Consider the following 26,672-nt stretch of genomic DNA (forward strand, 5'->3'; position numbering starts at 1 on the left):
CCGCACACCACGACGAGGAGTTAGGTCTTGAAACGGCTCAGTCGCAAACGACTCTCTCAGTGGGCTGCCGTCACCTTGGCTGTGATGCGGTCGATGAGCTTGCGTGCGGCCACGCGGTTAACCGAGCACTCGTAGATGAGCTCGAACATCCGCTCGTAGCTCGTGCGCTCGGCCCGGGGGAGCATCGCGAACGGCGAGTCGTCGAAGGTCCGGGGTGCGGCGTTGGCCTCGAGTGCCGAGCGGAGCGTCGCGGCCGCTGACGTCAGGGCCTCGCGCTCCTCCCCGTCGAGCAGGGGCATCGCGGCGATGCGGTCCAGCTCCGCCAGGGTGGTAGATGCCATACGGGCGACGGTGTCGCGCTCGGCCGCACCGATCGATCCCTGTGCAAGGGCGTCGATCGTCTCCTGCACGGCGGCCTCGCCCAGCTGGAAGCGGCGCACCCAGTTCCTCCTGATCGAGTTCGAGCGGCACCGCCTCGAGATCTCGCGGGCGAGCGGCGCCAGCTGGTTGATCAGGTTGTTCAGGTGCGCGTTCTGCTCGAAGTCGTCGCGCCGGCCGTTGGGCACGATCCGGCGGTCGAGGACGTGCACCTCGCCCACCGACCAGGCGTTGAAGCGCTGCTCGGCGAACAGCTCCTCGAGCACGGCGCCGCCGCCGACCTGCACGTCCCCCGAGCGCAGCCGCAGTCCCTTGACGAGGTTGGCGACTGGGATCGCGCCCTCGTAAGGGTGGTGGAGGACCCAGGCGAGCGCCGCGGGCGCACCGTCCATGTCGGGGACCTGCCTGATCTCGACGCCCTCGTAGGCCAGCATCCGGCCGCCGCCCGCGTCGAAAGTGTCGCGGTGGGGGCGATAAAGCGGCGTCTCGGTTCCGTTCACATGGATGTGCAGGTTGGCGGGCTGCATGGCGGCCCGCATCGCGGACGAGATCTCCGTCCCGAAGCTGAAGTCAGGCGAGAACGGCACAGGAGCTACCTGCGAGAGGTACTCGGCAACGGCGGCGGGCGTCATCAGCCGGTCCGACCTCAGCCGGACGATCCCGCGCAACTCGACCTCAAAGAACCGCTCCGGCTCGTCGTCGGCCGGGATTCGCGCGACGGTCACGACCTGTGCGATGAGGTCCGCGACGCCGCCCGAGAACTCGGTCGAGCGCAGCAGCGCCTTGAGGCGGCGGCAGTCCCACCGCAGCTCGGAGACCTCACCCTCCCCGGCGACCCTCGAGCGGAACACCAGCTCTTGGGCGTAGCCGAGGCCGGCGAGGCGGCCGACGCCGCGGAACCCGCGCGCCTGGGTGCCGCGCTTGGCGCTCCCGCCGAGGCCGGTGAGCGTACGGACGAAGCGGTCCCATGGGACGCCGGCCCCGTTGTCGCGGATGCGCACGGTGCGCGAGGGCGTCTCGAACGCTATCGCGACGACGCCGGGCTCGTCGGCAGGGATCAGCCCGTCGGTGCGCGCCAGGTCGACCGCGTCGGCAGCGTTCTGAACATACTCGCGGTAGACGGTCATTGGGTCGACGTACATCGAGCTCGAGACCAGCTCGAGGATGTCCTTACCGATCACGATCTTCTCGAGCTCAGGGGCCACGCCCGCCGGCGGCCGGGTGGTCTTGCGTAGCGCTGTACTCATGCTGCGGCCCTCTGGGGTTCGTCGACGACGATCGCGTCGTCCGCGTCGAGCCCGGCGTCCTCGACGCGCTCGTCGTCAGGCACGCCGATGTCGGATGGGGAGATCTGCGTCGCGGCGCGCTGTCGGTCCCAGATCCTGAACAGGTCGGCCTTGGGCACCGGCACGTAGAAGCGCAGGATGTCGCCCACAGCCCGCGTGGTGGCGCGAGCTGGGAGGGTGGGGAACAGGCGCGGGTCGACGGACGACAGTAGTTCCATCAGCTCGCGGCGCTCGTAGCCGTCAAGGCGGCGGTACTCGTTCCTGTATGTGTCGAGCAGGCCGCTGCTGTCGTGGTGCTCGTACCAGTCGCGGTTGAAGATGAGGTCATGCGGCATAGCGAGGATGTCGGCGTAGTCGGCGAACGTGTCGCCGTAGGCGCGGCGGAAGAAGGTGGGCTCTCCGCTCACAATGCCGTGGGTGGCCTGCAGGATGATCTGCATCGAGCGCAGCTGGAAGCGTGTCCACTTCTCGCCGACGTGGCCGCGGTCGGGGCGGTCGGTCGGCTGGTAGCGCATGGGGAACGACCACACGCGGATGCCCAGCTCCTCGTTGAGCGTGACGTTCAGGCGCATCCGCTCGAACAGGTCCTCGGGGCCGTCGTGGAAGTTGTATAGCATATAGTTGGACAGTTCGGTCAGCCCGTGGTCGGCGGCGTAGCGGACGGCCTGCTCGTAGGGCTTGCGCACGCCGAGGTGGTCGAACGCGATTCGCAGCGGCCGCAGGCAGATCGACGCCAACTCGCGCAGGTACATCGGGTCCTTGCACAGGATGCGTGCGTCGACGCCTTGGTTGAAGTCGACGCGCCGCAGCACCGGCGGGCGTCCCGGGCGGTGGAGCTTCGCGCCCGGCGTGAAGCCGAGGTCGCGGATTTCCGCCATAATCTCCTTAAACCGTGGAGACGCGACGACGTTGTTGTCCATCAGGATCAGATCCTTCTTTGGACCGTAGCGCTCCTCGATCGCCCGTACGATCGCGGTGAGTGAGTCGGTGTCGCGCATAGCCCCCTCGAGCTTGGGCACGCCGCAGAAGTGGCACTTCCTGATGCAGCCGCGCGAGCAGTAGGCGAAGTAGGCGTCGCGGACGGGATAGCGGTATTCGATCTGGTCGAGGATCGAGTAGTCGGGGACCAGATCCTCGATTGGCGTGCCCGTTAGGTCGTCGGCGTAGAGCTCCTCCGAGAAGTCGTCGAGCTCGAGCGCAGTTGCCGGCGGTCCGGTCAGCAGGCCCTTGATGAAGCGCACGCCCGCCCACTTGGGCTCGTGGAGGAATCGCTCGTGCATGAGCGACGCGGCGATGCCGCCAACGAAGACCTTGTCGGCGTGTCCGTTCGCGATCTCGAGCGCGAAGTCGATGGTGGCGGCGATCTTCACGTACTCGAACGAGAACAGCGTGGTGACGTAGATGCGGTCCCATGCCTCGCCCATGACGCTGCGGTCCTCGCCCTTGATGAACTTGACGCGGTCGCGCTTGCCGTGCTCGCCGTGGTACTGGGCGAGCTTCATCAGTCCCAGCGGTGGGTACTTGTTCTTGTAGCCGGGCTCGATGAGCAGGATGTTGCGGTTAGCCATTGGCGACGGCCTTTACGGTCAGCCGTCGGCGCACCGCGCGGATGTGGGCGGCGGCCGCCTTGGCGCCGGACTCGCCGCCAAGGCCCGCGAGGTCGCCCGCGGACGTCCAGTCGATCTCCGTGGCGAAGTCGGTCAGCTTCTGCGCAAAGTAGCGCTGGTCGGTGGGCGTCCCGTCGCGGCGCTCCAGCCACAGGTCCGCAGCCACGTCCATAAGCGCGTAGACGCCGATCCCCTTCGCGAGAAGGTAACGGCGGGGCTTGATCCACGGCTCGTGGAGCACCGCGGCGATTGCGGTCCAGTAGTCCAGCACAGTGCGAGCGACGGTCTCCACCGACTCCGTCTGGAGGATGCGCGAGCGCGAGAGAAAGCGCTTCACCGCCTTTTGCAGTGTCCGCAGCGACGCCCGCCGCGTCATCCCCGAGGTCGACGCGCCGCCGAGGTCGAGCTGTCGGTGCCACGGTGAGGCGGGCTCGTTGTTGAGGTGCAGCGCGATGAACAGCTCGGGCCGGTCGCCGGCCAGGTCGCCGGCGAGCCGGCCATCGTGGAAGTCGAGCAGGCTGGCGCTGAGGCCCTTCGCCTTGCCGTTGATCACGCTGAAGATCTCCATCTCCTCACGCGCGTCGAGGCCGACATAGGCCATGAACGGCAGAACCACGTTGAGGTCGTCGAGGTGGCCGAGCCGGTGCTGGCAGTCCACCTGCGTCATCACGCGCGTCGCGGCCGCATCGATCTCGATGACGGCGGCCCCGCCATCGGAGCGCACCACCGTCCATGAGTCGGCCGTCTCGGGGCGCAGATTGAAGGTGAGCGGGATCGTCGAGCTCCTCGGGCGCTGGATGTAGCGTCGGAAGTCGAGGCTATGCTGTGCGTTGAAGCGGCGCTGATAGCCCCGCCCTGTGTCCTCGTCGAGCACATCGGCGTAGCTGAGGCGGTGCAGTTCGCGCGCCGGAGCGAAGCCCATCAGCACCGGCCGGCTCGCGGACGCGCCCGAGATGCATTCGATTCTGAGCTTTTCCATCACCGCGCATCCCACAAATCTGCATTCCTTGGATGCAACTTGCAACGAAACGCCCATCGTGGGCACCCTGCGCGGCGCAACCGATCGGATAAACGGAACGCTTCACCGCGACGTCGGCACCTGGGGCCGGCGGGCGGCGCCGCGTCGCGACAATTGTCTTTCTGCATCGCACGGGTGCGGGTTGATGCGGGGCGCGACGGCGAAGCTCGGCGGCCCAGGGTTGCGCGGTTGCTGGCCGGTTGACGGGGTTGCCGGACCGAAGCATCATCGAGGCAAGCGGAGGAATGACTGGATGATCGCATGGCCGACGCGGAGTCGCCGCGTCGCGCGGTGGGTTGCTAGATGACCATCCTGGACGCGATGGCGCGCAGGCTTGGCCTCGCCAAGGCGCCTCCGCCGTTGCTGGCGATACCGATCGCCGAGGAGAGTGCAGAGGACTTCCTCGCTCGTGTGGCGGACCTGCTCTCGGAGGCGGATACGCACGTCTACATCGACACCTCAATGCTGATGTGGCTGACAAAGATTGGCGACGTCGCGCGGAACCAGCTTATCGACTGCCTGGAGAGTGAGTGCCGTGGGCGCCTCCATGTGCCGCTCTGGGCGGGACACGAGTATCTCCGCCATCACGTTTCGAAGACAGTGGTGACCAATCTGGCCGAGACCGCTGACAAGTTGCGGAAGGTAGGCGGCCTGTACTCGGTCCTGCATCCCTATCTCGATGTTCCGCTCGGGGAGGGGACGCCCAACGCGAACCGCGTTCAGGCCCGCCGCGTGCTGGCGCAAGCTTCGGGACTGGCCGATCTGCTGGGTGCCTGGTCGGCGGCCTACCCGGCAAACGCGACCGCAGTGATCAGCTTCGTGAACCGCAATTCAACCGGTCGCACGAACGTTTTCGACGAAATTGACGGAATCGAGGCCGTAGGCGGCGCCCGCTTCTCGGGCCGGCTGCCGCCGGGTTTCGGCGATCGTAACAAGAAGGAGAAGCTGTCGGGTCGCGCGGCGGCGGCGAACGCGCGTCACGAGCTGGTCACTGGCGAGGACACGCGTGTCCAGGAGGATGCGGATGCGGAGGCCGAAGAAGACCCCAAGATGGTCGGCCATAACAAATGGGGCGACCTGATCCTGTGGAAGGAGGTCCTCCAGCATGCGAGGCTGCAACGTGCCCGGACGATCGTGCTACTGACGAACGACCGCAAGAACGACTGGTATCTGGGCGGGGGCACTAACGCCGGCATGGATGCCGAGATGCTGGCGGCGGAGCGGTTGAAGCCCATCCCCCGTCCGCACCCGGTGCTAATGGCCGAGGCCAGATCGGTCGCCGGCGTCCGGAACCTCGCGCTTCTTGACTCGCCCTATCTCGGTTTTCTGCTCAAACGTTTGCGTCCAGCCGCAGCGGACGCATTTAAGGACGTCGCGCTCGTTCAGCGCATGACGGTCCCGCGCGGTGACGTTCCGGCGGACGGACCGCGGCCGCCCGGCCCAGTGGTAAGGGCGGAGTGGCGGGACGGGCCGCGGGTCGTCTACACCAAGGCAAAGCTGCGGGACGTGTTGACAAGGTCACGTGGTGAGGTGACCGGCGAGGCGGCGACTCTCGTGGCGCTCGCTACCGCCGCCCTGGACGGCGGCGAGGGTCTCGGCGCGATGCTCAACGAGGCGAACTTGAGGGATCGGGACGACGACGCGCTGGTATCGTTCGCGCGGGAGGTCGGCGACCGATCGCGCGCCGGCGAGGCAGGTTGGACGAGCGCTGCTGCCGACCTCTGCTCGGCGCTACTCTCACTTCCTCACAAGACGTCGGGAAACCTATACGCGGGACTGCTCGCGTCGGCCTACCTCAATCGTAAGGACAATGAGGCGAGGCTCCCGCCCTCCAGTCCCGCCCTCGATACTCTGTGGGGCTTGGAGGGAGTGGGGCACCTGAAGGCGGCGCTCACGGCGGTACGGACCAGGTTGGAGCGGTCCGTGCATAGACCGATCTATCTGCCGGGCACTCGCGATGCCGTAATCCCGGCCACGATCGAGATTGAGGCGAACAGCGAAGGCCCGGAGGAGCTGGGCCAGCTGCGGATCGCTGGTCAGCGGGTTCTGGAGCCTACCCAGTTCCGCAAAGAGTGGCGGCTGCGGGAGTTGATGGGCGGCGAGGAGCGGGTGTCGGGCGAACGGCTGGTCCGCGCCGCTTGCGCCCATTTCGGCGTGCCGTTCGAGCAGGTGGCGCCGACTGACGACTTCGGCAGGCTGTTCGGGCTGCGCCCTGAGATTGGAATGCGTGATCCCGCCAATGTCTACCTGGTGGGCCCCGAGGAGGAATCATGACGGCTATCCGCACGATCCAGGTGCAACCCTACTTCGGCGGCTTCATCTTGGAGACGCTGACTGTCGGGATGTACGGCGAGTCCCGCAACGCGATCCGGGAATACATCCAGAACGCTTTCGATTCGATCCGCTCCGCGACGCCGGACCTTCTGGCGGAGGGCGAAGGGCTGATCGAAATTGAGATGCACGCGGATCGCGACGGTCTGACCATCCGCGACAATGGTGGCGGGATATCCGCAGGTAACTCCGTTGGCGTGCTCACTGCGGTAGGTGCCTCTGGCAAAAGCCACAGGAGTGACGCCGGCTTCAGGGGCATCGGCCGGCTCGCCGGGATCGTGTTCAGCTCGAAGGTCACGTTCACCACGCGTGCGGCCGGCGAGGACGAGAAGACGGTCGTGGTGTTCGACGGCGACCTGATGCGCGAGCTGATGTCGCCAGGCAAGGGATCGAGCCTTCCTGCCGAGCAGGTCCTGATTGAGTGCGTCGCCGCCACGATCGGGCCAATCGAGGCGGGCGATCCACCCCACTTCCTCGAGGTGCGCCTCGAGGGCTTCCGCGACCCGCCCGACGAGTGCACCGAGTTTAATAAGCTCAGCGCCTTCGTTTCGCAGGTCGGGCCAGTCCCCTACGCACCGGACTTCCCGTTCCGAGCACAACTCCGGCAGTTGGAGGCACAGGTCGGCATCGCGATTGACGAGGTTCGCGTGACGATACGGCATGGAGCGAGGAATCCCGTGCCGATTTACAAGCTGTACGGGCCGCGGCACGAGGTGGCTCAAGCCGGGATGGTCAACGTGGACCGGTTCTGGACGCAGTTCGACGAGGAGGGCCGCTGGTGGCTGTGGGTCGGGCAGAAGGATCAGCCTGGGTCCTATCTCGATCCGAACGTCAGCGGCATCCGTGTGCGGATCAAGAACATCCAGATCGACGGCACAGAGATCTTCCGCGAGGTTTTTCAGAAACACGCGAAATCGTTCGTCCGCTTCCCCGACTGGTTCGTCGGGGAAGTGTTCGTCGCCGCTGGCGCGCTCGTGCCAAACGCGCGGCGTGACACCTTCGAAGAGGACGCCGCGTGGAAGCAGGTGCGCCGGCAGCTTGGCGTCGTCGCTTCGGAGCTCGGGCGCGACGCCTACGCAATATCGAACGCGGGTCAGATGACGCTGGAGAAGCTGTCCGACAAGGCGGAGGAGATGGAGAAGGCGTTTGGGTCGGCGAAGAGCGCCGGCTTCCGGTCGCAAAACCGTTTGATCGAGATATCGGCCGAGGTCACCAAGCTCCAAAAGCGGGTAGCAACGGCCTCCCGGGATGCTGATCCCACGACATCGGCCTCGCTACAGGCCGTCGGGTCGCAGCTTGCAGACGTGAAGGTCGAGGCGATACGCGCTCTGGGCGGCGCAGGGCCCAAGCTGGACACCGAGGCAATCGAGCTCGCGGCGCGCGAAGAACTATTGCGCGAGGTCTGGAGCAACCTAGAGCGCGGGCTTGCGCCGCAGTGCCTGGCGCAGGCGCGCAAGGTCCTGACGGAGGAGTATGGCGACGACTTTTCATAAGCTATGCCTAAAACCCGACCGGGCGGCCTGCGTTGCCTTCCGATGGCGCGCGCTTTCGCTCGTGCAACCCGCTACTTGCGAACGCTCCACCCGAGCGCCATCCGCAAATCATCTCCGTCGGCCGCGGCGGGGGGCGAGTAGGTGACCTTCAGGTTGCGTGACGGCACCGCCAGATCCTGCGACAGCCTCTTGGCGAGTTCGTCCGTTGTGATCGCGTAGTACATAGGCTCCCCCTCGTCCGTGTCCCAGGCGTCATCGCCGGCCTTCAGCACGTCGACGCCGCCGACGTATACTGCGTCGACGCGCCGCCCATGCTTCTTCTTCACGGTTGAGACCGTGACAGGCAGATCGTGGCCCTTGCCCGGGACTACGTGGAAGTCGGCATTGGCAGCGATCAGCGCATCTGCTATGAAATCGAAGCTGGGCATGAACGCTGGCACGCGCTGCAACTCGAAGACGGCGTCGAAGAACTGGCTCTTGATCTTCGGCCGAAGTTTTCCCTCAGCATCGAAGAATATCTCGAACAGCATGCCGTCGAGGATCGCCTTCCGCTTCGGCTCCTCGTATCCGCCGGTCTTGGCGACGAACTCGCGGACGTATTCCATAGCGGCTGCGGAGGTGCCGCAGGCCGCCTGGTAGATGTTGCGGCCCAGTACGAAGAGGCTGTTCGTCGCCATCTTGTTGGCCGCCTGCGTCGTGAGGAGTGCCAGGGCTGGGTTCTGCCGGTACCAGTCGTGCGTCTTCAGCCCCGCGATGACCTTGTGGGACTTCTTGGCGGCGTCGAGGACGAAGAGTTTGTCCGCCAGCGCCGTACCGTCATACTCAGTGATGAGCTTGCCCAAACTCATGTTGAAGTAGAACTCCCCTGCGAGCGAGGTGTGCTCCCACGATGTCTGCCTTCCTTTCGTGGCGGCCGCGACCGTGTTCCTTACACGCTTGAACATCGTCTCGATCGAGCAGTCGGGCGCGTCGATGTGCTCGAGCAGCGCCGCAGTGTAGGTTCCGTTGCGGCCGTCGCCGTCATCTGCCATCTCGCCCGGTGAGGTGGCGAAGCCGATGATCGTGCCCTTCGGTGCGTAGACCGACGCGAGGCCGCGAGTCGCGGCGCTGCGTTGCCATTTCCGTTCCCATGGATTGTTGCGGCAGGCGTCAAGGACGATGATCTTCGTGGCTGTCGTTGACTTCGCCATGACGTCCACGACCTTGTCCATGGACAGCGAGCTGTGCTTGGCATCCGTCTCGCTGTCCATGTCGGTGTCGAGCGCCAGCAGGTAGTTGGCGCCCTCGATCTGCATGCCGTGCCCGGCGAAGAAGAACAACCCGACGTCGTGGGTCTCGAGCGACGCTGCGAACTGCTTGAGCTTCTTGTCCATCTCTTTGGCGGAGCAGTCGGTTGCGGTGATAACGGCGAAGCCATAGCCCTTGAGCTTGGCGCTCAAGTCGTCCGCATCGTGCACCGGGTTATCAAGGTTATGGCCGTCCGGGTAGGTGGCGTTGCCAATCACGAGGGCCGTCATGCTGCGCTTCATCGGTCTTCCTTGGGCAATGCGATATTCAACATCAGTTTCTGACTCAGTTTGACTCGGTATGCGAGCCCCAGCCTCCTATGACGACGGGCGACGGATGGCTGTCGCGAGTAGGCAGCCACCCAGCTCATTGTGCCTAGCAGTTGACGGATTTGCCTGCTGAGCATACGTACGCGCTTACGGGTAACCGTTGCGTCGAGATGCCATCGTCTCCCAAGGAACGGCTGAGTCGACAAAAAGGGCGAGAGTAACTGGCTCGCTTTGCATGCAAGCTGTCGTTGACGATAGCCTGCATCCCTGCCCGAAAGGGAGGTATGGGATCCGGTAACGGGTCAGGCCAGACCATCAGGTCTCACGGTCTCTTCAATTGTACTCGAAGAGGAGACCCGAATGACCATGCCTGCCCAGAAAGTATCGCGCAGTGCCGCATCGGATGCGGTTTCTGCGAACGTATCGGCGAACCCAGCATCTCGAGATGCGGCGGGCAAAAGGCCGCCGCGCCACCGGGTCAGAGGGGCGACTTCCTCCTTGAGTGCCAAAACCGCTAAAAAGCTGGCGGTGGATCAGAGAAAAGATGAGCGGCGTCGTAAAGCCGAAGCCAAAAAGGAAGAGAAGGCTGAAAATCTTCGGCAGAAAGAAGTTAAGCAGAACGAGACTGACGATCGCTTTACGTCACCAGACTTCATTCGCGCAATCGAGGATAGCCTTGGTCAGATTGATTTTGATCCTTGCTGGCACGAAGACAGCGCGGTGACACCGAGAGCGTATTTGGATGTTCGCCAAGGACATAATGGCCTTCGAGATAATTGGTCCGGGGACTTGGTTTTTGTCAACCCGCCTTGGTCCAAGCAGGACAAATGGGTTAGGCGAGCTTACGACCAGTGGCTGATGGGGAACGTGCGCACGGTGGTGTGCTTCGTGCCCGCCAAGACCGATACCAAGTTTTTCCATAGCACCTTAATCAAGGAGGCCGACCTATACTTTATCGAAGGGCGCCCCTGTTTCTTTAAGAAAGATGGAACATCCGAGGGAACAAAGGTCGCTACGATGCTTGTCATGTTCGGTGCCACGGATCAGCAAAGGATGCGCTTTGCCGAACTCGTTTCAGGCGCATGGTGGCTGCCAGGCCAAGCTGCGTCGGGTCGCATCAAAAAAGCTCCTGCTAGCTCGCTTGAAGCAACTAAGGATTATGGTCCGCTCTCTTGCGTCGCTCCGTTTGCCCCTAACGCTTCCAACTGGACCGTTCTCTGCAGTCCTTCGGCCGGGCCAACTCCGATCGCGAATTTAGCGTAGCTCCGTCAGCGTGGTGCCAAGCGCTGAAGGACAGAGTCAGCCGTTCTGATACGCCGCGTCGAACAGCGGCTTGGCTTTCTCGAGATCGGCCATCGACTGGATGGTGATCTCGAGATCGCCGGTGCCGAAATGATTGATTTCGCGCATGTCGCGGGTGAAGCCGGACTCCATCTCGAGCGTCCCGGGATCGATGCGGACGTAGGCCAAGACCTTGCCCAACTGGTTGCGCAGCTCGACGCACGCAAAGTTCTTAAGCCGTCGAAACGCGACATAGAAATCGGTGGTCTTGGTCTGAACGTCGTCGCCCTGTGCCTGCAGATGGTCTGCGACCGCATGGTACAGATCGAGCAGCCCCGGGGACGCCTCGGCAATCTGTTGGCTGACCGTCTTGTACTTCTTTCCCGACCCTGTTGAAGACACCGACGAAGCTGCCTCTGAAGTGACGCCGGACGCCGGCTTCGCCGTTGTCGCGGTCAGCTGCTCCAGCAGCAACAGGTCGTCGCCATATCGGCGATATCGCACCAGATCGATCGTGCGGTTCATCTGCTTGACCGCATGCTCATCCCACTTCTGGAAATCCCCCGCGACGCAGATCAGCCGTGATCCTGGCCAGTCCACTTTCTGGGCGACCTCCTTGCCTAGCTTCTCCATCACCAGCCACTCGAAATCCTTCCGGTGGCCCATCAGCCAGTCGAGGTAGAACAGCCCCTGGTTGATGACGTTCTCGTTCGAGGCGCGCTTGTACTCGATGACCACCGGCGCGTTGTTCTCGTCGATGCCGAGCGTGTCCATTCGCCCGTTCTCGTTGGTGATGAACTCGGAGGCGAGAAAGCGCACGCCGAGCAACGCTTCGAGATTTGTCTCGAACAGCGTCTGCAGCGACTTTTCCAAGGCCATCGCGCCGCCGGATATTTCAGCGACACCCGCTGACGTGGTGCGAAACAGCTTCAGGTCACTCATGCGGCGTATCGTCCATCGTTCAGTCGGCGGGCCATCCCGAGGCCGGCCAGGGCATCAAGTACCGGGCGAACCGTGGCCGCGCGCTTGCCTTTGAAGCTGCGCGCGATGTCGCCAGCTGCCATCGGCACGGTTGCGATGGCAAGGATCGACTGCACAGCGCCGACCTGTTCGGGCAGGGTTGGGGGCCAAGGGATGATATTGCTGACCGGCATCGCGGCGGCGTCGCCTAGGTCGAGCGAGGTCGAGACCGGCGCACGGTAGCCCGGGTCCTGGAACTCAGGACGCAGGTAGCGAACAAACCCGCGGGTCTCTTCTGCCGCGCGCTCCTTGTTCAGCGCCACTAGGCGGGTGAGGACCGTCTCGTCGTCGAGCGTCCCCGCTGCATGCTCAGCACCCCAGCCATAGGCCTGCGCGACGGCGGCATCGATCGCATCGTGATGCTGGCGGATTAGCGTCACCAGCCCGCGATCGTGGATCCCGCGCTCGACGTCGGTGAGCGGCCGACCAGCGCGCAGCGCTTCGACCACGTTGTAGAGCTTGGTCAGCGACAAATCGGGATGTTCGGCGAGCACTCGCTTGCGCAGTGTGTCGAGCGAATCGGCTTCGGCGCGGAGGCGATCCTTGACTGTGTGAGACACACTGGCCGGAAAGGGAAACGGGTCGAAGCAGCGGGATTTGCTGTAGCGCGGGTCGTCGCCCACGCCCATCCGGCCACCGCTCCCGATCGCCCAAGGGACGTGAAAGCGGCTGGACAGCACTCCCAAGTGGTACGCATCGGCTGTCGCGATGCAGACCAGCATGTTGTCCGGCAGTGTGGACGCCGGCAGGAACTGGAAGACTCGGTGCTTTGCCGTTTCGATTGTCGCGATATAGCGATCAACTCCGGCTAGCGCGCGGCGGATTTCCGGCCGCGTTTTGCCGAACAGCCACCATTCCTCGGCATATTTGCGGGCGTCGGCGGTGCTGCTTTTGCCAGCTTGCCCATCGCGCTGCGGTTTCACAGCGCCAATTAAATGCTGATATACTGCCGGATAGCGATCTCTGACGGCCGCCTCGTTCAGCCCGAACAGGTCGATGACCATCACGCCCCGGGAGCGTGACGCCAAGTCGCGGCCGTTGCGGTAGTCGAAGATCACCTGCGGCTCGATGCCGAGCCCCGTCCGCACACGTGGCGCAGTCTGGCCTCGCCCTTCCGCGATCATCACCGACGCCGGATCTAGGGTCGCAGCCTCGCCAGACGTGACGATGAAGCCGTCGCCATGCAGCTTCACACCGGGCGAGCAGATACGGTCGTTGGCTTTCAGCGGCACCGTCGCTGTCAGGTCTGCGCCAGTACGCAGGTCGCTGCCAATCACTCCCGCCCGTTGGGCGAAGTCGATCCGGTCTGGGGCATGCCGCTCGTCGACGACCGAAAGCAGCAGGCCTTCCCCCTTGCCCTTGGTCGCTACGGTCATCGCGATCCGCACCGCGGCGCCATCCTTCTCGTCGATCCACGGATGGTTGGGGATGGCGTAACGCAGCGATACCGCGTCCTTCGCGTCGAGGTGCTTGGCGATGACGCGGCGGCTGAACAGCTGGGTAATTGAGTTGGTGGTGACGAAGCCGAACCGGCGCGTCTTGCGCGTGCGCACGGCGGTCGCCGCACGGTCCCACCAGTGCATCACGAAATCGGCGCTTTCCGGCACGTCGGTCGTGCGGAACAGCGCATCGAAATAGCCGCCGCCCAGCCGATCGCGGACGTCCTTTCCGCCGATGAAGGGCGGATTGCCGACAATGAAGTCTGCGGCTGGCCATTTCGCAGCACGCGGGTTGACGTAGCGGTAGACTTCGACCCGCGCCGTCTCGTCGGGCACCGGCTTCCCCGTGACGGGATGCGACTTCATCGTCTCGCCATCCCAGCGCGTCACCGGCGCCCCGTGGTCATCGCGCTCGACGATGCGGTCGTCCCAGTCGATCAGCGCGTCGCGGTTCTCGATCGTGCGGATGTCGCGCAGGATCGGCTCGGGCGGCGGGCGGTCGGTGCCATTAACGCGGAAGTGCCACTGCAGATAGCCGATCCACAGCACCAGCTGCGCAATCGCCGCCGCGCGGGGGTTAATCTCGATACCCAGGAAGTTCTCGGGCGTGACGGTGTGGCCGGTCAGCTCGGCGAGATACTGGTCGTCGCCCAGATCAACGAGCAGGTCGAGCACCTCGCCCTCCAGCTCCTTCATCCGCGCCATCGCGACGTAGAGGAAGTTGCCGGTTCCGCAGGCGGGGTCGAGCACCCGGGTACGCGCCAGCGTGCCGTGGAATGCCTCGACGACCTTGCGCGCCTCTTCGGGCTTGCCTTGGTCGATCAGCTCGGTCGCGGCGACGCGGACGCCTGCCCAGTCGGTGCGCAGCGGCTCGATCAGCGTCGGACCGACCAGCCGCTCGACATAGGCCCGCGGAGTGTAGTGCGCGCCGAGCTTGGAACGCTCCTTCGCGTTGAGCGCGCGTTCCAGCAGTGTGCCGAAGATCGCCGGCTCGACCTCGGTCCAACGATGCTCGGCTGCCTGAATCAGCACGTCAAGTTCCTCAGCTTCGAGCGGGATCGCGCTGCGATCCTTGAACAGATAGCCGTTGAACTTCTTGAGCGGCACGCCGAGCGCCGGAGAGAAGTCGCCGCGGTCCATCGCGGTCCACAGCGCGGTCAGCTGGTGCTCCAGGTGCTGCGGCTGCGCGCGCTGCTGCCTCAACAGTGCGGTGAAGCTCGCTTCGGGGATCAGCCCGCTGTCCTCGGCAAACATCGTGAACAACAGGCGCATCAGGAAGCCGCTGGTCCGCTCGGCATTGTGGCCGCGCTTCTCCAACCGTCGGGCGACGGTCCCCAGCAGGTCGGCGATGTCGCGCGTGACCTGCGCCGCACGCGCCGACGGGTCCAGGCTGGACGGCGCATCCCAGATTGCCGCCAGTCGCTCCCGCACGTCGGGATCGCGCAAGTCCTCCAGCATGATCCGATAGCGTGACCGGTCAGGGAACTGGGCGTACGCCTTCCCGGTGCCGCTGAAGTCCGCATAGACTTCGATGCAATATCCGATGTCGGTGACCAGCAGGAACGGCGGCCAGCCGTGGTCGACGGGCAGCGCCTTGGCATAGCGCTCGGCCTGTCCCTTGGCCTGCACCATGGCCTTGGCCCAGCCCGGAGTGCCGCGGCGGGCGGTGCCGCGCTTCATTCGAGCGGTGGCGGTCTGGCCGAACAGGTCGAGGTCGTCCTCGCCCCGCGCGGCGGCCGCGCGATCGGCGTCGCTGCCTTGCTTTGCCTCGAGGATGAAGGTTCCGCGCTTGTAGGCGTCGATCCGACCGAAGCTGGCGCTGCCGTCGCCATTGTCCTGGAACACGCGGCGTTCGAACACATAGTCGTTGTGCGTGTCATCGGTGCGACTGCCCGTCGGCGGCGCGACACCGATCAGCGCACACAGACCGTTGACGAAGCTCTGCGTGTTGGCGAGCTCGGACCCGCCGGTATCGCGCCAGTGCGCGATGAATGTCTCGACTGCGTCCCCCATCACGCCATCTAGTGCGGCGAACGGTTCGGGCGCAATTCATTGCTGTCGATGATCGCCAGCAATCAGGCTGGAGGGCGCTGATCGGTCAATAAGGTACATCATCAGGGGCTTCGCTTAGCACTTCGATCCGGACAACACCGTTTCGGCTCCAAGGCGACTGGACCTCCATGCCGTTGAAGCGGCTCAAATCCGAGTCGTCCTCCGCCATGCGATGAGCCAACAACAACGCCCAAACGGGACCTTGCATGCCGGTGACGGACTTGTTGGTCCGCTTTGCCCATCCCTGAATGATCGTGTTCCATGCCCCGACCGTCTCGAGGCGATCCCTTCCAAGGGGCGGCCTAACGCGATCCGGCGTAAAGGTCGCAATATCGGTCGACGGAGGCAGGGGAAACGGCTCGGGCCACATTGCGTCATCGGGCGACAGTTCGACCAGCTCGACACCCGCGAACATCGCCGGCAACGCCGCCCAATTGCTGACCGGATGATCCGAATAGCTGTCTGGCAGCGCGGCGCTCTTGGAAGGCCGGCGTCCGTCGTTGAAGTCGCGGATGGTCTGCGCGACCATGCGCCCCAAGGCGCGCGAGACGGGATGCAGGTCGGCCTGGCCGATCTTCTCGGTCCGGAGATGCCGCAGCAACTCCCGCTCATATTCAGGGACACCGCCCTGCTCAGAAGCTGCAATTCGAAGCTCGTCGCCAATCTCCCGTCGCTGAACGTCGATCTCGTTAGCAACCTGCCGCACCTTGTCCCCGAACCGGCTGACAGTGACATACCGAGCGGCTAGCGTGGCTACCCGCTGATCACGCGACATCTTCCCGTCCAGCGGAGGAAAGCCGGTATGAGGGCCGGGATGATCCCTCAGCATCTCCAGTGCTGCGTCCAGGCGATCAAAATCGCCATGATCGCGCCACGCGGCCGCGGCCTCGAACAGCTCCTCGAAGCGTTCGCGTAGCTCCCAACTGGCCTGCGCCTCGCGCGTGGCATGCCAGGCGTTCGACTTCCTCACGCGATCCACTCCGTTGGAACTTACAAATAGCGGCATAAGGGCTACATTTTTATCGTAGCATGGGAAAACCCGACTGGCCACGGTCAAGGGCTAGAGAGCGTTGGAAAATAGCGCTCTCGTTCGTTGAAGTCCAATTTCCAACGCCTCCGTGGCGGTCAATTGTTCAGGCGCAATACCGCAAACGTGACGGGTAGGGTCACGTTTGCTGCGCCGCCCCGTCGGGGCGGGTGTCCTCGCTGCACTCGTCTGGGTCGGCGCTGGTGCGCCTCTGATCGGACGCGCGGCGTCCTCGGGCGCCCTGCTGCGTCTTCGACCGCATCGGGGCTTCGGAGCGTTCGCTTGGCGCGAACAATGAGCGAACATATAACAGCCGACACTGTCGGAGATAAATCGTGAAGGACCTTACCACCGCCCTCAAATACCTCGCTCGCCGCTTCAATGGACGATGGAGCGTCATCGATGATGCGCTCGCCCGCATCCGCGCAAACGACGGCGACCGGCTAAGCGCCGCCGGAGAGCCAGCGCGGCGGATGCTCCTTAACGCCTTCCGCGTACAAACCTACGTGGACGACACCCGCGACCGCCTCCGGACAGACCGGGCCAATGCGATCCGCAAACTTGAAAAGCCACTCGCGGCAGCACTCGGTCACATCGTCACGATCGAGCTGGCCGACCAGATGATCGCGGAAGTCGATGCCGCGGAGCGTCGCCGTTGGCTGGAGCAGGACGCTGCGGAGCGGCAGGAAGATGATAGCGCGGAGTATGGTCCGCTGATCAACGCCCTGCACCGACATGGCGTGGCGCGAGGCAACTACACCGTTCTTACCCCCGTCGAGATCGAGGCGATCGCGCGGTACATCCGCCGCAAAGTCGAGCAACGCCTCGAGGCGCTGCCGCCCATTCGCACCGCTGCGGATATGCGCGGTCCGGGCGGAAAGCGTCATCCATTCTGGAACGCCTTTCGGATGCCGGAACGCGATTAAGTCGAAGAAGCGGAGAGGTGCGTAGTCGAGCCGGAACTGCTGTCGAGTTGGCGCAGGTTACCGGCCAAAAGCCAGAACATGCGAGATGTTGCTCGCCGCGCTGTGGAGGCAGTTACTCTGCGCCATTCCTCTCAGGTCGCTGCTCGTCCTGCGTAGAACCTCTTTGCTCGCGGGCTTCGTGATCGATCAGGAGTTGGGGAAAAGCTGCATGTCGCGGCCACCGCTCCGGTCGATCCGCACCGCCATTTGGCGGTGCGCCCTTCGACACGAGGAATAGCATATGGGTATTTGGCAACAGCGTCCCCGCGACGATCACCCCACCGGGCGCGTGGTCGCGTTCGATATCGAAACGATCGTAGATCATGAGCCCGCTGATGGGGGCTTCCCTCCCATCCCTCAGCACCGACCGGTGACGGCGGCGTTCTTGGCCGCAACGCGCGCCGCCGATGGCAGCCACGACTTCCAGCTGGACGTGCTGGTCTGCCGCCCCGGTGAAGAGGAGCGGTTCTATCGCAAGGTTGATACCTGCCTACCGGCCGGAGTGGTGGGCATCGGCTGGAATTCGAAGGGCTTCGATCTGGCGGTTCTTCGAATCCAGGCGATGTCCCACCAAATCTTCGGGCTCGAAGGCCTGGCGCGGCAGGCTCAGGCTGGCCGCTACGACACGATCCATTGCGACTTGGCTGATCAGATGTCCGGTTATGGTTCGTCCCGTACGCTGTCGCTGGCGGCCGTTTGCGAGACCCTACAGATCCCGGTGAAGACGTCGACCCACGGATGCGACGTCGGCGCACTGTGGCGAGCAGGCGATGTTGACGCCGTCATGCGCTACGTCTGCGAAGACGTGATCGCCACGTGGATTTGCTGGCTGCACTGGGCCGCGTGGAAGAACGCTGATCCGAGCGAAATGGCGCTGCCGCTGGCGGACTTCGCCGTCTGGCTGCAGACGACGCCCGCGTTCGAACCGTTTCGAGGGTTCGCCGAGTGCCCGCCGGCCCGCTGGGCGCTGGCAAATGCGCCGGGCTTGCGCGCCGCAAGGGCATCAGCCGATGCCGAACGTCGGCTCGCCCAGGAGCGTGACGAGCAAGCCTTCGCCGCCAGCGCACGCTGATCCGCCGGGCGACAAAGCCCGGCTCATCCATCAACTTCGTCATCCGCTGCCGGCAACGCCGGTGGCGCGACGACGTGTGTCCACCGGAGCACGCATGATCACTCATCCCGCTTACATCACCGTCACCGCCGCGACCGTTGCAATGCCAGCCTCTACCGATGGTGTTCACGCCGTTGGTCGGCATCTCATCGGCATTGCGCTGTTCATCGCCGAGCTTCGCAAGGGCCGCTGGCGCTTCGCGCGACGCGCTCACGCCATCTCGGCCGGCGAGCCGGAAAGCGCACTGCTCGGATGGGCCACCGCCCGCCTGCCGGATCATGCGGTGCTGATCGGCTGGAACGTCGATCACATGCTCGTGCCGGCGCTGCTGGACGCCGCCGCCAATGCACACCCACCATTGCCCACCAATTCACCGGAAGGCTCCACCACCTGCTGCACGGCGGCGTCGTCGATATGGCGCTGGGGCATGGCGGTGCGGGCGCACCGACGCTGGCCAACGTGGGTGCCGACATGGCGATCTACGCGCCGATCTGGAACGTGGACGCGGTCACTGGCGCCTGGTCAGTCGGCGCCATCGACCAGTTCCGTCGCGATCTCGCCGACGAGGCGCTGGCGATCTGGCGAGTCTTCGTTCGAACCGCGGGCGCGTCCGGGATGGACGCTGAGGCTGCAACCGACGCCTGGATCCTTCGCCGCCAGCACATGAATGGAGTGGCGCAGGCCGGCAGCGTGCCCTGACCCGAAGCAGGAGGCTTGGGGTCCGTTGAAGAGCGGAAAAACCCCGGCTCGCAGGCCGCCACGATCGAACAGGAGACGACAATGCCCTCACCGTATCTCACAATGGCGCAGAACTGGTGCTTCGCGTTACGCACCTTGATGAACTACCCGCCCTACGCGCCGCCGTTCCACACGACGGCGTGGTGCTCGAGCACGCCGCGCAACATCTTCGAAGCGATGGAACTGACGAAGATCGCGGCCGCGAAGGGGACTGACCTCATTCACGTAGCTTTCACCCTGGACACCAACGAGCCGCTCGGCGTGTCTCTCGCGATCCGCGAAAGTGAATGCGTCGTATGGATCCCTAACGTGCGTCTGTACGCCCCGGACGAAGCGGCGCCGATCCAACTGCTCGCTGATGATTGCCGCTGGTTGATCGGTCCCCGGCTGTTCCTCACCAGCGCCAAGCTGCCGCCCAAACACCGCAGGGCAAAAGGAGAGGAGATCGCATGGCGTCGCTGGCGGCACGCGGCCGCGACGATTGCACCGCTTGGGGTGGAGGGATCGGTCTGGGTGCCGCCGGGCGGCACCTTCAAAGACGCCATCCCGCACGAGCGGCTCAACATCGCCGCCTGACACCCCTCACCATCAGCATCGTGGCTCAACAACGCTCTCGACGACGCCCCCCTGATCCGGGCGGCGTCGTCGCTTTTAAGGACACGCCAATGTACATCTCTCAAGCCGATCTCGCCGACACTCGTCGTATTCTCTTGGCGTCGCCGCCGCGTGATCGCCGCCCGCCCGACGCAATCGACTTCAAGGTCAGGCCGATCTCCGAAGACTGGCGGCTCGTTCACCGGATGCCAGCCTACAAAACGGCTACGTGCACACCGCCTACATCTGGCGGGACTCGGATGTATCCGATCGGTTCGGCCCCATGCCCGCCAGGTTCGCAGATCGCCGCTGCGAGCTGCGAGGTGCCGGTCTGTTACTGCCGGCCAACGCCCCGCTGTGGGCGACCGAGGGCTACCGGATTTGGCAGGATGCCGACGAAGCGGCTTTCGCGACCGGTGATCCGACCGCCGTCAGCGCCTGGCACGTCATGGCGCAGATTCCGGAGACGGTGTCCCCGTCGCACTGGCGCTGGATGTTTACTGGCTTCCTCCAGCGCGAGCTCGTTCGTAACGGTGCTGCGGTGGCCTGGGCTCTTCATTCCCTGCAAGGTGAGAGCAGCGATTGGCTGGTATCACCTCACGGCCATGCCATCGTCACCGCACGACACTGGAAGGCGGGTGCGGCAAAGGGGCAGCGTCACCCGGCTTGGATCGCCTCGTCGGAGCAGCAGAGACGACTGGGCGCGGCGTGGCGACAGCGGTGCGCGACGACCAGCCTCATGGCGCAGGCGGGTCTTCGATGGTCCACGCTGCCGATCATGTCTTAGGTCAACAAAGAGGATTGTGGGCGCGCGATCTGCTTGCGGTCCCGAAGCAGTACTAGCCAGAGGATCGCACGCGCGTTCCGCACGCTGTCCCGTCGATTTCTAATCGACGGCCAATGCGAGGAGCCCGGACCGGCGAACCAGTCCGGGCTCCTCGACTAAATCATCCGCGGCTCGTCGCTCGCCACGTCCGGCTGAGGGGCGGGCCCCGGCTGCATATAGCGCTTCAGCAAGTCGTCTCGCTCCTGGCGGAACGTGGCGGCCAGCACCTCCTGCTTCGTGCTTCGAATACGAACGTGCTCGATCACTTCATTGGCTGCGCGCAATTGCTCAAGCGCATTGTCCCGCTCCTGTTCGGTCGCCTCCAAACTCACCAACAGGCTGAGCTTGTCAGCCTCTGCCGTCGCAGCACGGTGGTCGGCCGTTGCGACGAGGTCGGCTGCAGCCTGTCGATCTTCGTAGACGATCTCTCCCAGCAGGCTGGTGAAGACCGCCACGAGCTTTCGCCCCTTGTCCTCACTGAGCACGAACGGCGGCAACGGTGCCGCGCCCAACTGGCTGGTGCGCCAAAGTCCAACATATTTGTAGACCGTCGCGCGACCCTTGGTCCCCAGACGGTCGACGACCATGTTGGCGTTGATGGCGTGGAGCGGCTTGCCTTCGGCGAGTAGCTTTTCGCATTCCTCGGTGACCTGTTCCGGGGTCACCCATTCGTCCTTCGTTTTCATACGTCACTTCGCTTCGCGGGTCGGCGCGCGTTCACTTCATCCAGCATGTTCACGCCGTTCAGGACGTACACCTGATGCAGGACGTTCAGTGCGCCGACATTGTCATGAAGATCTCGGCGTCTGCCGGAGATCTCGGTAGCGCCGCTCAGGTTGAGCGACGACGACGCAGATCGGCTAGGGCGCTGCCCACCGGGCTGGCGAAGCGACCAGCCAGCGATGGTGGGCTGCCGGCGTGCGTGCTGTCGCCCTCCAGGGCCGCAATCCTTGCGGCAGTCGCGCCAGAACCATGCCGATGATGAGCATCGCCGCTGACGCGATGAGATGAGCAAAGCCCCTTGTCGCGGTGGGCAGCATCCGCCCTACAAGCGCGAGCACCGTGCCGATGGCATCGATGGCTGCCACGTTCAATCGCGGGAGGCGGCGCAATGCCGGCATGACATCGGAATGGGCGGACGCGACCATGAAGCTATTGTATGTTGACGGCCTCTGTTTCCCAACCGCCATTTCGCTCAGCGCCAGTTTCGCTTAAGGCGGCTCAGCCGAATACAGCGGCCATGTGAGCAAGCCGGCCGTCGATCTCGGCACGTGACGCGGTCACGCCGAGTTCCGTGGCGATCACCGGCCAGTCGGCCAGCGCATGACGTACCGCGTCGATGATCTCGGCGATCGTTCGATCCGACAGGCCGTGCCGCCGGCCCAGCGTCACAACCTGCGTCCGGGTCGGCGCGCGGCCTTCGCCTTCGACGGCGAGGTAGTGCTCACCGCCCGGGCCATTCGAGAAGGTCAGGTCGTAAGCGGGAGCAAGGCGCCATTCGCCGTCGGCATCCATCAGGTAGCTGTGCTGTCGCGTATGATCGTCGCGATTGTGCGCCAGAACGTTGAATACCATTCGGCGGAAGGCCTGCTCGACGTCGCCGGCGTGGCGGGTGATCGCCGAGGTCGCGCGCAGGAGGCCATCGTAATCGATGCTTGGCACGTCGGGGAGCGCCTCGAGCGCGCCCGCCAGTGATACCATGTGCAGGCGGCGGCCCGGTGACGGGCGATCGAACCGGCAGGTCGCGAAATAGCCGAAGCCGTCTCTGGCCGGCAGCAGCCGCGAGGGCGCCATGTCGATCCCCGCGGCGCGTGCGATTCGAGCATAGGCTTCCTCGACGGGGCCGATGTCGATCGGATCGACTGTGGCGCGGAACTTGACGATCCATTCGTCATTGCCATCGGCAGCGGCGTTCTGGCCGAGCGTGCCGTCGGCGGCGATGCCGATGCTCACTTTTGGTCGGGCGCCACCAGACGTCCCGCCTAATCTGGCCAGCGTGTCGATCAGGTCAGTGTCCTCACCCAGCAACACACCCTGCGATTGCTCGGCCAGCGCGTCGAGATCGATCGTGTCGATCTCCTCAGCAGGCGTGGTGGCCGGTCGATAGACCAGGGCGCCGCGGCCGCCGTTGCCGACTAGGGCAAGCCGATCAACGGCGGTCAGGGTCGCAAGCCGGATGCCCAGCTTCTCCAGCCGCCGCTTCATCAGCAACTGACCCCAGGCATCGGGCAGGCTGTCGGCGAGGAAGCCGTGCAACCCGTCAAAATTCCGGCCGCGTGCGGCCTGCAGGCCGGGTTCCGTTGGGTAGAGTAACGGATCGATCCGCTGTTGCGCGTCGATCACCTCGGCTGACCATTCCAGCTGCGCTAATCCGCCGGCCATCGCGAGCCGGCCGATGGGCGAGGAAGGCTTGCCTTCGTTTAAAAGCAAGCCGATTTCCAGTGGGGTGCCGGGCGCGAGCTTCACGACGATGCCTTAGATGACGGCGCGCGCAGGCGACGCTTAGGCGCTGCTGCCTGCGCCGCCCGCTGCTGTTGTAGCAGTGCGTCCATCGACGTGGCGGCAGGCTCGGGAAACAGCGCGGCGAGGTCGCGCTCGCAACGCAGCGCGATCGCCGCACGGACCAGATCTTCGATCGACGCCTTGCCCTCGCTCTCCAGCCGGCGCCAGGTGCGATAGGCGACGCCGGCTCGGGCAGCGGCGTCAGCCTGTGTGTAGTTCATACCAAGCCGCCGGACCCTAATACGTTGACCTAGCGTAGCGGCGAATTCGAGCGGCGTCTGTAACACTGTCCATATGTGGACTATAATCATGCAAATGTCAATTATATCGTCCAATTTTGGACGATGTGGTCAGCAAGCGTTCGCGGTTAGTGGTTGAGACGAAATCGCTTACGATGGTGCGAGAACGCTTATTTTCCGGCTTCGTCGTGCGAGATCGATTACAAATTGCAACGATCATGCGAAACCGATTACGGGCGGAGACAGATATGCCGCTTGCCGGCGCTCCGCTGTTCGCCATCGGCTGCTGTCGCCAAATCCGGTCGTTGACCGAGCGCGACCAAAGTGCGAATCTGAATCGAAGGAGTCGCGACCGATGAGCGATCTGGGCAAATACTGGGCAGGCGAACCCTCCGTTACGGCCAACCCATTGAACAACAACCCGGAATCCGGCGTATTTCACCGCATTGACATCGCAGGGGTCGCAAGTTCAATCCTTGCCACGCCCACCACGTAAGTCGTTTCTATCCGGTCATCTTTGCCTCCAGGGTGAGGGGGCCGGGTAGAGCGACTTCGCCGCAACTCAGGCGAACTTCACCGCGCAACGCCGGGGCCGATATCGTCGAGATTTTCCGACGCCGGCCTAGCGCCCGTCAGCAGCAAATGCTCGCGCCAGCGCAGCCGTGGCCGCCTGGGCCAATCGCTCGCGCAGCACGACCTCCGATGCGATGCGCGGGCGCACGCCGTGTTCGCGCTGATACATCTGCTCGGCGATGCCGCCCCCTGCGCTCGCGCCATGCTCGACCGCGTCGCGCATTGTCAAAGCCCAATGCCGACGCTGCCCGCGTGCCTTCGCGGTCTGCGGTGCGGCGCCCTTTCAAGGCGACGACATTTTCAGCGCGACCAGGCCGGTCACGATCGTCAGCGCGGCGGCGACGCGGGCGATGCTGATTTGCTCGCCCATCAGGGTGATGCCGACGACGAAGGCGCCGACCGCGCCGATGCCGGTCCAAATCGTATAGGCGGTGCCCAGCGGCAGCGTCCTCATCGAGATCGACAACAGCGTGAAGCTGGCGATCATCGCCACGATCGTCACGATGCTGGGGGCCAGGCGGGTGAAGCCCTGGCTCTGCTTCATCGCGGATGCCCAAACCACCTCGAGCAGTCCGGCGGCGATCAGGATAATCCAGGCGATCGTTCGGCTCCCGCGGGCGATGGCCCGCGCCGGTTTAGCGGTGTGCCGCGTCCACGCAACCGCGGCGATTGAGGACGTGCGCGGTCCCGAGCAGTACGACCCCGGCCACCGTCCATATCGCCTCGCCCGCGCCGTGCGGCACCGCCAGCGCGGTTCCCATCAGGCCGACGCCCGCCGCGCCCAGCGCCAGCGGAACCAGCCGGCGATGCGCCAGCACGCCACGCCCCAGCGCGACGACGCCGAGCAGGATGGCGAGCGCCAGCCCCACCTCATGGACGATCGGCGCACCCAGCACGTCGCCGGCCGCCGACATCAGGGCGAGCAGGATCGACGTCGCCACGCAATGGACCACGCACAGTCCCGAGAGCGCGATCCCGACTCGATCGAGAAGGGGGGAGGGGCCTGCGGGTACGATCATCATGAGCCATATGGACCAGCAAAGGTTTAGATACAATATCTCATGTCGTGGCTGCGCGGGCGGTCGCATGGGTTCTTGCCGGGCCGCGGGTGATGGACCAAGTATCGCGCATGGATCAGACCCACGGCGCGGGCTTGCGCATCGCGATCCTCGGCGGCGGCACCGCGGGGTGGATGGCGGCGTGCGTCGTCGCGCGTGCCTGGCCCGCCGCGCAGGTGACCGTCATCGAATCGCCCGAGATCGGCATAATCGGCGTCGGCGAGGGATCGACCCCGCAGCTCGCGCATCTGTTCGCCGGCTTGGGAATCGCGGACGCCGCATGGATGCCGGGGGCGGATGCGACGTGGAAGGCGGGCATAGAGTTCGCCGGCTGGTCCGACCGGCCCGGCTTCGAACGCTATTTCCATCCCTTCGCCAATGCGGTCGACCTGCATACCGAACCCGCCTTTCACCGCGCCGCCGCCGCACGGCGGGCGGGGCGCGACGTCGCTGCGCATCCCGACGGGTTCTTTCTCAACAGCTGGCTCGCCCGCCACCGCAAGGCGCCGCTGCCGCCCCCGCATTTTCCCTTCGCGGCGGGCTATGGCTATCATTTCGACGCTCTGCGCGTCGGCCATGTCCTGCGCGATCACGCCGGGCGCCGCGGGGTCTCGCATCTCGCGCGGCGGGTTGTTGAGGTCGAAGTCGATACGGGCGAGGTGACGGCGCTCGTCCTCGATGGCGGCGATCGTATACGGGCGGACATATTCGTCGACGCCAGCGGCTTTCGCTCGGTCATCGCCCAGGGTGCGCTCGGCGTCAGGTTCCTGCCGTTCGCCGGCAATCTGTTCAACGATTCGGCGGTGGTCATGCCGACCCCGCCCGGCGCCCGCGGCCCCCGCCCCTCAACGCGTGCGACCGCGCTGTCGGCGGGCTGGGCATGGGACATTCCGCTGACCTCGCGCACCGGCAACGGCTATGTCTATTCCTCGCGCTATCTGGATGCCGGCGCCGCCGAGCGCGAGCTTCGCACGCATCTCGGGCTGGGCGATGCGGACGTGGCCGCGCGGCATCTGTCGATGAAGGTCGGGCGCGTCGAGACGAGCTGGACCGGCAATTGCCTGGCGATCGGCCTGGCGCAAGGATTCGTCGAGCCGCTGGAGGCGACCGCGCTCCATGTCGTGCAGACGACGATCGAGGCCTTCGTGCAAAGCTATGCCGACGGCGGCTTCACGGCCCGGCATCGCACCGCCTTCAACGCCAGCATCGCGGCGCGGCTGGAGGGCATTCGCGATTATATCGTCGCGCATTACCGGCTCGCCCGGCGCAGCGACACGCCGTATTGGCGCGACGCGACGTCCAACGACCGGCTTTCCGATTCGCTGAAGGCGATCATGACCTGCTGGTTCACCGGCGGCGATCTGGTGCGGGAGATCGCGGCGCAGGACATCGCGCGATATTATGCGCCACTGTCCTGGGGGTGTCTGCTCGCGGGCTATGGCGTCTTTCCCGATCGCCCCGCCGCTGCCGCCGCTCCTGCCAGCCCCGACTTCGCCGATTTTCTCGCCCGTTGCGGTGGAAATTTCCCCGATCATGCCGATGCGCTCGCCCAACTTGCCGGGTGACGCGCCTTTGCGA

General features: G+C 64.9%; 23 protein-coding genes. 10 read left to right on the forward strand and 13 right to left on the reverse strand.

Going from position 1 to position 26,672, the window contains the following annotated elements:
• Positions 1-56 precede the first annotated feature (56 nt).
• From VF643_RS15405 to VF643_RS15415, 3 genes are read right to left on the reverse strand one after another with little or no spacing between them, the layout of a single operon-like run.
• Entirely contained in the window at positions 57-1,625 is a 1,569-nt protein-coding gene (locus VF643_RS15405) for an ATP-binding protein (protein ID WP_331044273.1), read from the reverse strand.
• A complete protein-coding gene (locus tag VF643_RS15410) occupies positions 1,622-3,232 on the reverse strand; it encodes a radical SAM protein (protein WP_331044274.1) in 1,611 nt (536 codons plus the stop codon). The genes VF643_RS15405 and VF643_RS15410 overlap by 4 nt, the downstream gene beginning before the upstream one ends.
• Positions 3,225-4,250 (reverse strand): DGQHR domain-containing protein, encoded by a 1,026-nt coding sequence (locus VF643_RS15415; RefSeq protein WP_331044396.1) that lies wholly within the window; start codon positions 4,248-4,250, stop codon positions 3,225-3,227. Before VF643_RS15415 ends, VF643_RS15410 begins: the two co-directional genes overlap by 8 nt.
• A 342-nt stretch (positions 4,251-4,592) precedes the next feature.
• Between VF643_RS15415 and VF643_RS15420 the strand changes: the two genes are divergently transcribed.
• Both VF643_RS15420 and VF643_RS15425 read left to right on the forward strand, forming a co-directional pair.
• Entirely contained in the window at positions 4,593-6,563 is a 1,971-nt protein-coding gene (locus VF643_RS15420) for a PIN-like domain-containing protein (protein WP_331044275.1), read from the forward strand.
• Positions 6,560-8,113 carry an ATP-binding protein gene (locus VF643_RS15425; protein WP_331044276.1) on the forward strand — a complete coding sequence of 518 codons (1,554 nt, stop codon included), beginning with the start codon at positions 6,560-6,562 and terminating at the stop codon, positions 8,111-8,113. The genes VF643_RS15420 and VF643_RS15425 overlap by 4 nt, the downstream gene beginning before the upstream one ends.
• A gap of 71 nt (positions 8,114-8,184) precedes the next feature.
• On the opposite strand, the gene VF643_RS15430 is transcribed toward VF643_RS15425, so the two are convergent.
• The gene (locus VF643_RS15430) at positions 8,185-9,642 is read right to left on the reverse strand and encodes a caspase family protein (protein ID WP_331044277.1); all 1,458 of its coding nucleotides are present in this window, start codon (positions 9,640-9,642) and stop codon (positions 8,185-8,187) included.
• 387 nt (positions 9,643-10,029) lie between these two features.
• Here VF643_RS15430 and VF643_RS15435 point away from each other — a divergent pair, with 387 nt between their 5' ends.
• Positions 10,030-10,932: a DNA N-6-adenine-methyltransferase gene (locus tag VF643_RS15435; RefSeq protein WP_331044278.1), complete on the forward strand. Its 903-nt coding sequence runs from the start codon at positions 10,030-10,032 to the stop codon at positions 10,930-10,932.
• Positions 10,933-10,968: 36 nt separating this feature from the next.
• Here the strand turns inward: VF643_RS15435 and VF643_RS15440 are convergent, their stop codons facing one another.
• From VF643_RS15440 to VF643_RS15450, 3 genes are all read right to left on the reverse strand, one after another.
• Entirely contained in the window at positions 10,969-11,892 is a 924-nt protein-coding gene (locus tag VF643_RS15440) for a DUF5655 domain-containing protein (protein WP_331044279.1), read from the reverse strand.
• Positions 11,889-15,422, reverse strand: coding sequence for a class I SAM-dependent DNA methyltransferase (locus VF643_RS15445; protein WP_331044280.1), 3,534 nt, complete (start codon positions 15,420-15,422; stop codon positions 11,889-11,891). The genes VF643_RS15440 and VF643_RS15445 overlap by 4 nt, the downstream gene beginning before the upstream one ends.
• Before the next feature lie 85 nt (positions 15,423-15,507).
• Positions 15,508-16,431: a hypothetical protein gene (locus VF643_RS15450; protein WP_331044281.1), complete on the reverse strand. Its 924-nt coding sequence runs from the start codon at positions 16,429-16,431 to the stop codon at positions 15,508-15,510.
• A 392-nt stretch (positions 16,432-16,823) separates the two neighbouring features.
• Here VF643_RS15450 and VF643_RS15455 point away from each other — a divergent pair, with 392 nt between their 5' ends.
• The 5 genes from VF643_RS15455 (at position 16,824) to VF643_RS15475 (ending at position 20,683) form a co-directional block, all read left to right on the forward strand.
• Positions 16,824-17,414: a hypothetical protein gene (locus VF643_RS15455; RefSeq protein WP_331044282.1), complete on the forward strand. Its 591-nt coding sequence runs from the start codon at positions 16,824-16,826 to the stop codon at positions 17,412-17,414.
• A 280-nt stretch (positions 17,415-17,694) separates the two neighbouring features.
• A complete protein-coding gene (locus VF643_RS15460; RefSeq protein ID WP_331044283.1) occupies positions 17,695-18,525 on the forward strand; it encodes a hypothetical protein in 831 nt (276 codons plus the stop codon).
• Positions 18,526-18,978: 453 nt separating this feature from the next.
• Positions 18,979-19,263: a hypothetical protein gene (locus VF643_RS15465; RefSeq protein ID WP_331044284.1), complete on the forward strand. Its 285-nt coding sequence runs from the start codon at positions 18,979-18,981 to the stop codon at positions 19,261-19,263.
• Positions 19,264-19,278: 15 nt separating this feature from the next.
• A complete protein-coding gene (locus tag VF643_RS15470; protein ID WP_331044285.1) occupies positions 19,279-19,878 on the forward strand; it encodes a hypothetical protein in 600 nt (199 codons plus the stop codon).
• Between the two features lie 247 nt (positions 19,879-20,125).
• Positions 20,126-20,683 (forward strand): MobA/MobL family protein, encoded by a 558-nt coding sequence (locus VF643_RS15475; protein WP_331044286.1) that lies wholly within the window; start codon positions 20,126-20,128, stop codon positions 20,681-20,683.
• A gap of 155 nt (positions 20,684-20,838) precedes the next feature.
• On the opposite strand, the gene VF643_RS15480 is transcribed toward VF643_RS15475, so the two are convergent.
• From VF643_RS15480 to VF643_RS15490, 3 genes are all read right to left on the reverse strand, one after another.
• Complete coding sequence (locus VF643_RS15480) at positions 20,839-21,408, reverse strand: hypothetical protein (RefSeq protein ID WP_331044287.1); 570 nt, start codon at positions 21,406-21,408, stop codon at positions 20,839-20,841.
• Between the two features lie 535 nt (positions 21,409-21,943).
• Positions 21,944-23,188: a type II toxin-antitoxin system HipA family toxin gene (locus tag VF643_RS15485; protein WP_331044288.1), complete on the reverse strand. Its 1,245-nt coding sequence runs from the start codon at positions 23,186-23,188 to the stop codon at positions 21,944-21,946.
• The gene (locus tag VF643_RS15490; RefSeq protein ID WP_331044289.1) at positions 23,185-23,445 is read right to left on the reverse strand and encodes a hypothetical protein; all 261 of its coding nucleotides are present in this window, start codon (positions 23,443-23,445) and stop codon (positions 23,185-23,187) included. The genes VF643_RS15485 and VF643_RS15490 overlap by 4 nt, the downstream gene beginning before the upstream one ends.
• 373 nt (positions 23,446-23,818) lie before the next feature.
• On the opposite strand from VF643_RS15490, the gene VF643_RS15495 reads away from it, so the two are divergent.
• Positions 23,819-23,959 carry a hypothetical protein gene (locus VF643_RS15495; RefSeq protein ID WP_331044290.1) on the forward strand — a complete coding sequence of 47 codons (141 nt, stop codon included), beginning with the start codon at positions 23,819-23,821 and terminating at the stop codon, positions 23,957-23,959.
• Between the two features lie 126 nt (positions 23,960-24,085).
• On the opposite strand, the gene VF643_RS15500 is transcribed toward VF643_RS15495, so the two are convergent.
• Genes VF643_RS15500 through VF643_RS15510 form a run of 3 tightly spaced genes read right to left on the reverse strand, consistent with a single transcriptional unit; the run spans position 24,086 to position 25,058 of the window.
• Positions 24,086-24,259, reverse strand: a complete 174-nt coding sequence (locus VF643_RS15500; protein ID WP_331044291.1) for a hypothetical protein — start codon at positions 24,257-24,259, stop codon at positions 24,086-24,088.
• A gap of 60 nt (positions 24,260-24,319) precedes the next feature.
• Positions 24,320-24,637, reverse strand: coding sequence for a DMT family transporter (locus VF643_RS15505; RefSeq protein WP_331044397.1), 318 nt, complete (start codon positions 24,635-24,637; stop codon positions 24,320-24,322).
• A gap of 34 nt (positions 24,638-24,671) precedes the next feature.
• Positions 24,672-25,058 (reverse strand): MerC domain-containing protein, encoded by a 387-nt coding sequence (locus VF643_RS15510; RefSeq protein ID WP_331044292.1) that lies wholly within the window; start codon positions 25,056-25,058, stop codon positions 24,672-24,674.
• Between the two features lie 107 nt (positions 25,059-25,165).
• On the opposite strand from VF643_RS15510, the gene VF643_RS15515 reads away from it, so the two are divergent.
• Complete coding sequence (locus VF643_RS15515) at positions 25,166-26,659, forward strand: tryptophan halogenase family protein (protein ID WP_331044293.1); 1,494 nt, start codon at positions 25,166-25,168, stop codon at positions 26,657-26,659.
• Positions 26,660-26,672 lie beyond the last annotated feature (13 nt).

Origin of the sequence: Sphingomonas sp., assembly GCF_036387595.1 — a bacterium.
Lineage (GTDB): Bacteria > Pseudomonadota > Alphaproteobacteria > Sphingomonadales > Sphingomonadaceae > Sphingomonas.

Excerpts from the sequence above, each read along its gene's own strand:
- VF643_RS15405 (WP_331044273.1), bottom strand. The coding sequence starts at position 1,625 with ATGAGTACAGCGCTACGCAAGACCACCCGGCCGCCGGCGGGCGTGGCC.
- VF643_RS15410 (WP_331044274.1), bottom strand. The coding sequence starts at position 3,232 with ATGGCTAACCGCAACATCCTGCTCATCGAGCCCGGCTACAAGAACAAG.
- VF643_RS15415 (WP_331044396.1), bottom strand. The coding sequence starts at position 4,250 with ATGGAAAAGCTCAGAATCGAATGCATCTCGGGCGCGTCCGCGAGCCGG.
- VF643_RS15420 (WP_331044275.1), top strand. The coding sequence starts at position 4,593 with ATGACCATCCTGGACGCGATGGCGCGCAGGCTTGGCCTCGCCAAGGCG.
- VF643_RS15425 (WP_331044276.1), top strand. The coding sequence starts at position 6,560 with ATGACGGCTATCCGCACGATCCAGGTGCAACCCTACTTCGGCGGCTTC.
- VF643_RS15430 (WP_331044277.1), bottom strand. The coding sequence starts at position 9,642 with ATGAAGCGCAGCATGACGGCCCTCGTGATTGGCAACGCCACCTACCCG.
- VF643_RS15435 (WP_331044278.1), top strand. The coding sequence starts at position 10,030 with ATGACCATGCCTGCCCAGAAAGTATCGCGCAGTGCCGCATCGGATGCG.
- VF643_RS15440 (WP_331044279.1), bottom strand. The coding sequence starts at position 11,892 with ATGAGTGACCTGAAGCTGTTTCGCACCACGTCAGCGGGTGTCGCTGAA.
- VF643_RS15445 (WP_331044280.1), bottom strand. The coding sequence starts at position 15,422 with ATGGGGGACGCAGTCGAGACATTCATCGCGCACTGGCGCGATACCGGC.
- VF643_RS15460 (WP_331044283.1), top strand. The coding sequence starts at position 17,695 with ATGGGTATTTGGCAACAGCGTCCCCGCGACGATCACCCCACCGGGCGC.
- VF643_RS15465 (WP_331044284.1), top strand. The coding sequence starts at position 18,979 with ATGGCGCTGGGGCATGGCGGTGCGGGCGCACCGACGCTGGCCAACGTG.
- VF643_RS15480 (WP_331044287.1), bottom strand. The coding sequence starts at position 21,408 with ATGAAAACGAAGGACGAATGGGTGACCCCGGAACAGGTCACCGAGGAA.
- VF643_RS15490 (WP_331044289.1), bottom strand. The coding sequence starts at position 23,445 with ATGAACTACACACAGGCTGACGCCGCTGCCCGAGCCGGCGTCGCCTAT.
- VF643_RS15495 (WP_331044290.1), top strand. The coding sequence starts at position 23,819 with ATGAGCGATCTGGGCAAATACTGGGCAGGCGAACCCTCCGTTACGGCC.
- VF643_RS15500 (WP_331044291.1), bottom strand. The coding sequence starts at position 24,259 with ATGCGCGACGCGGTCGAGCATGGCGCGAGCGCAGGGGGCGGCATCGCC.
- VF643_RS15510 (WP_331044292.1), bottom strand. The coding sequence starts at position 25,058 with ATGATGATCGTACCCGCAGGCCCCTCCCCCCTTCTCGATCGAGTCGGG.
- VF643_RS15515 (WP_331044293.1), top strand. The coding sequence starts at position 25,166 with ATGGATCAGACCCACGGCGCGGGCTTGCGCATCGCGATCCTCGGCGGC.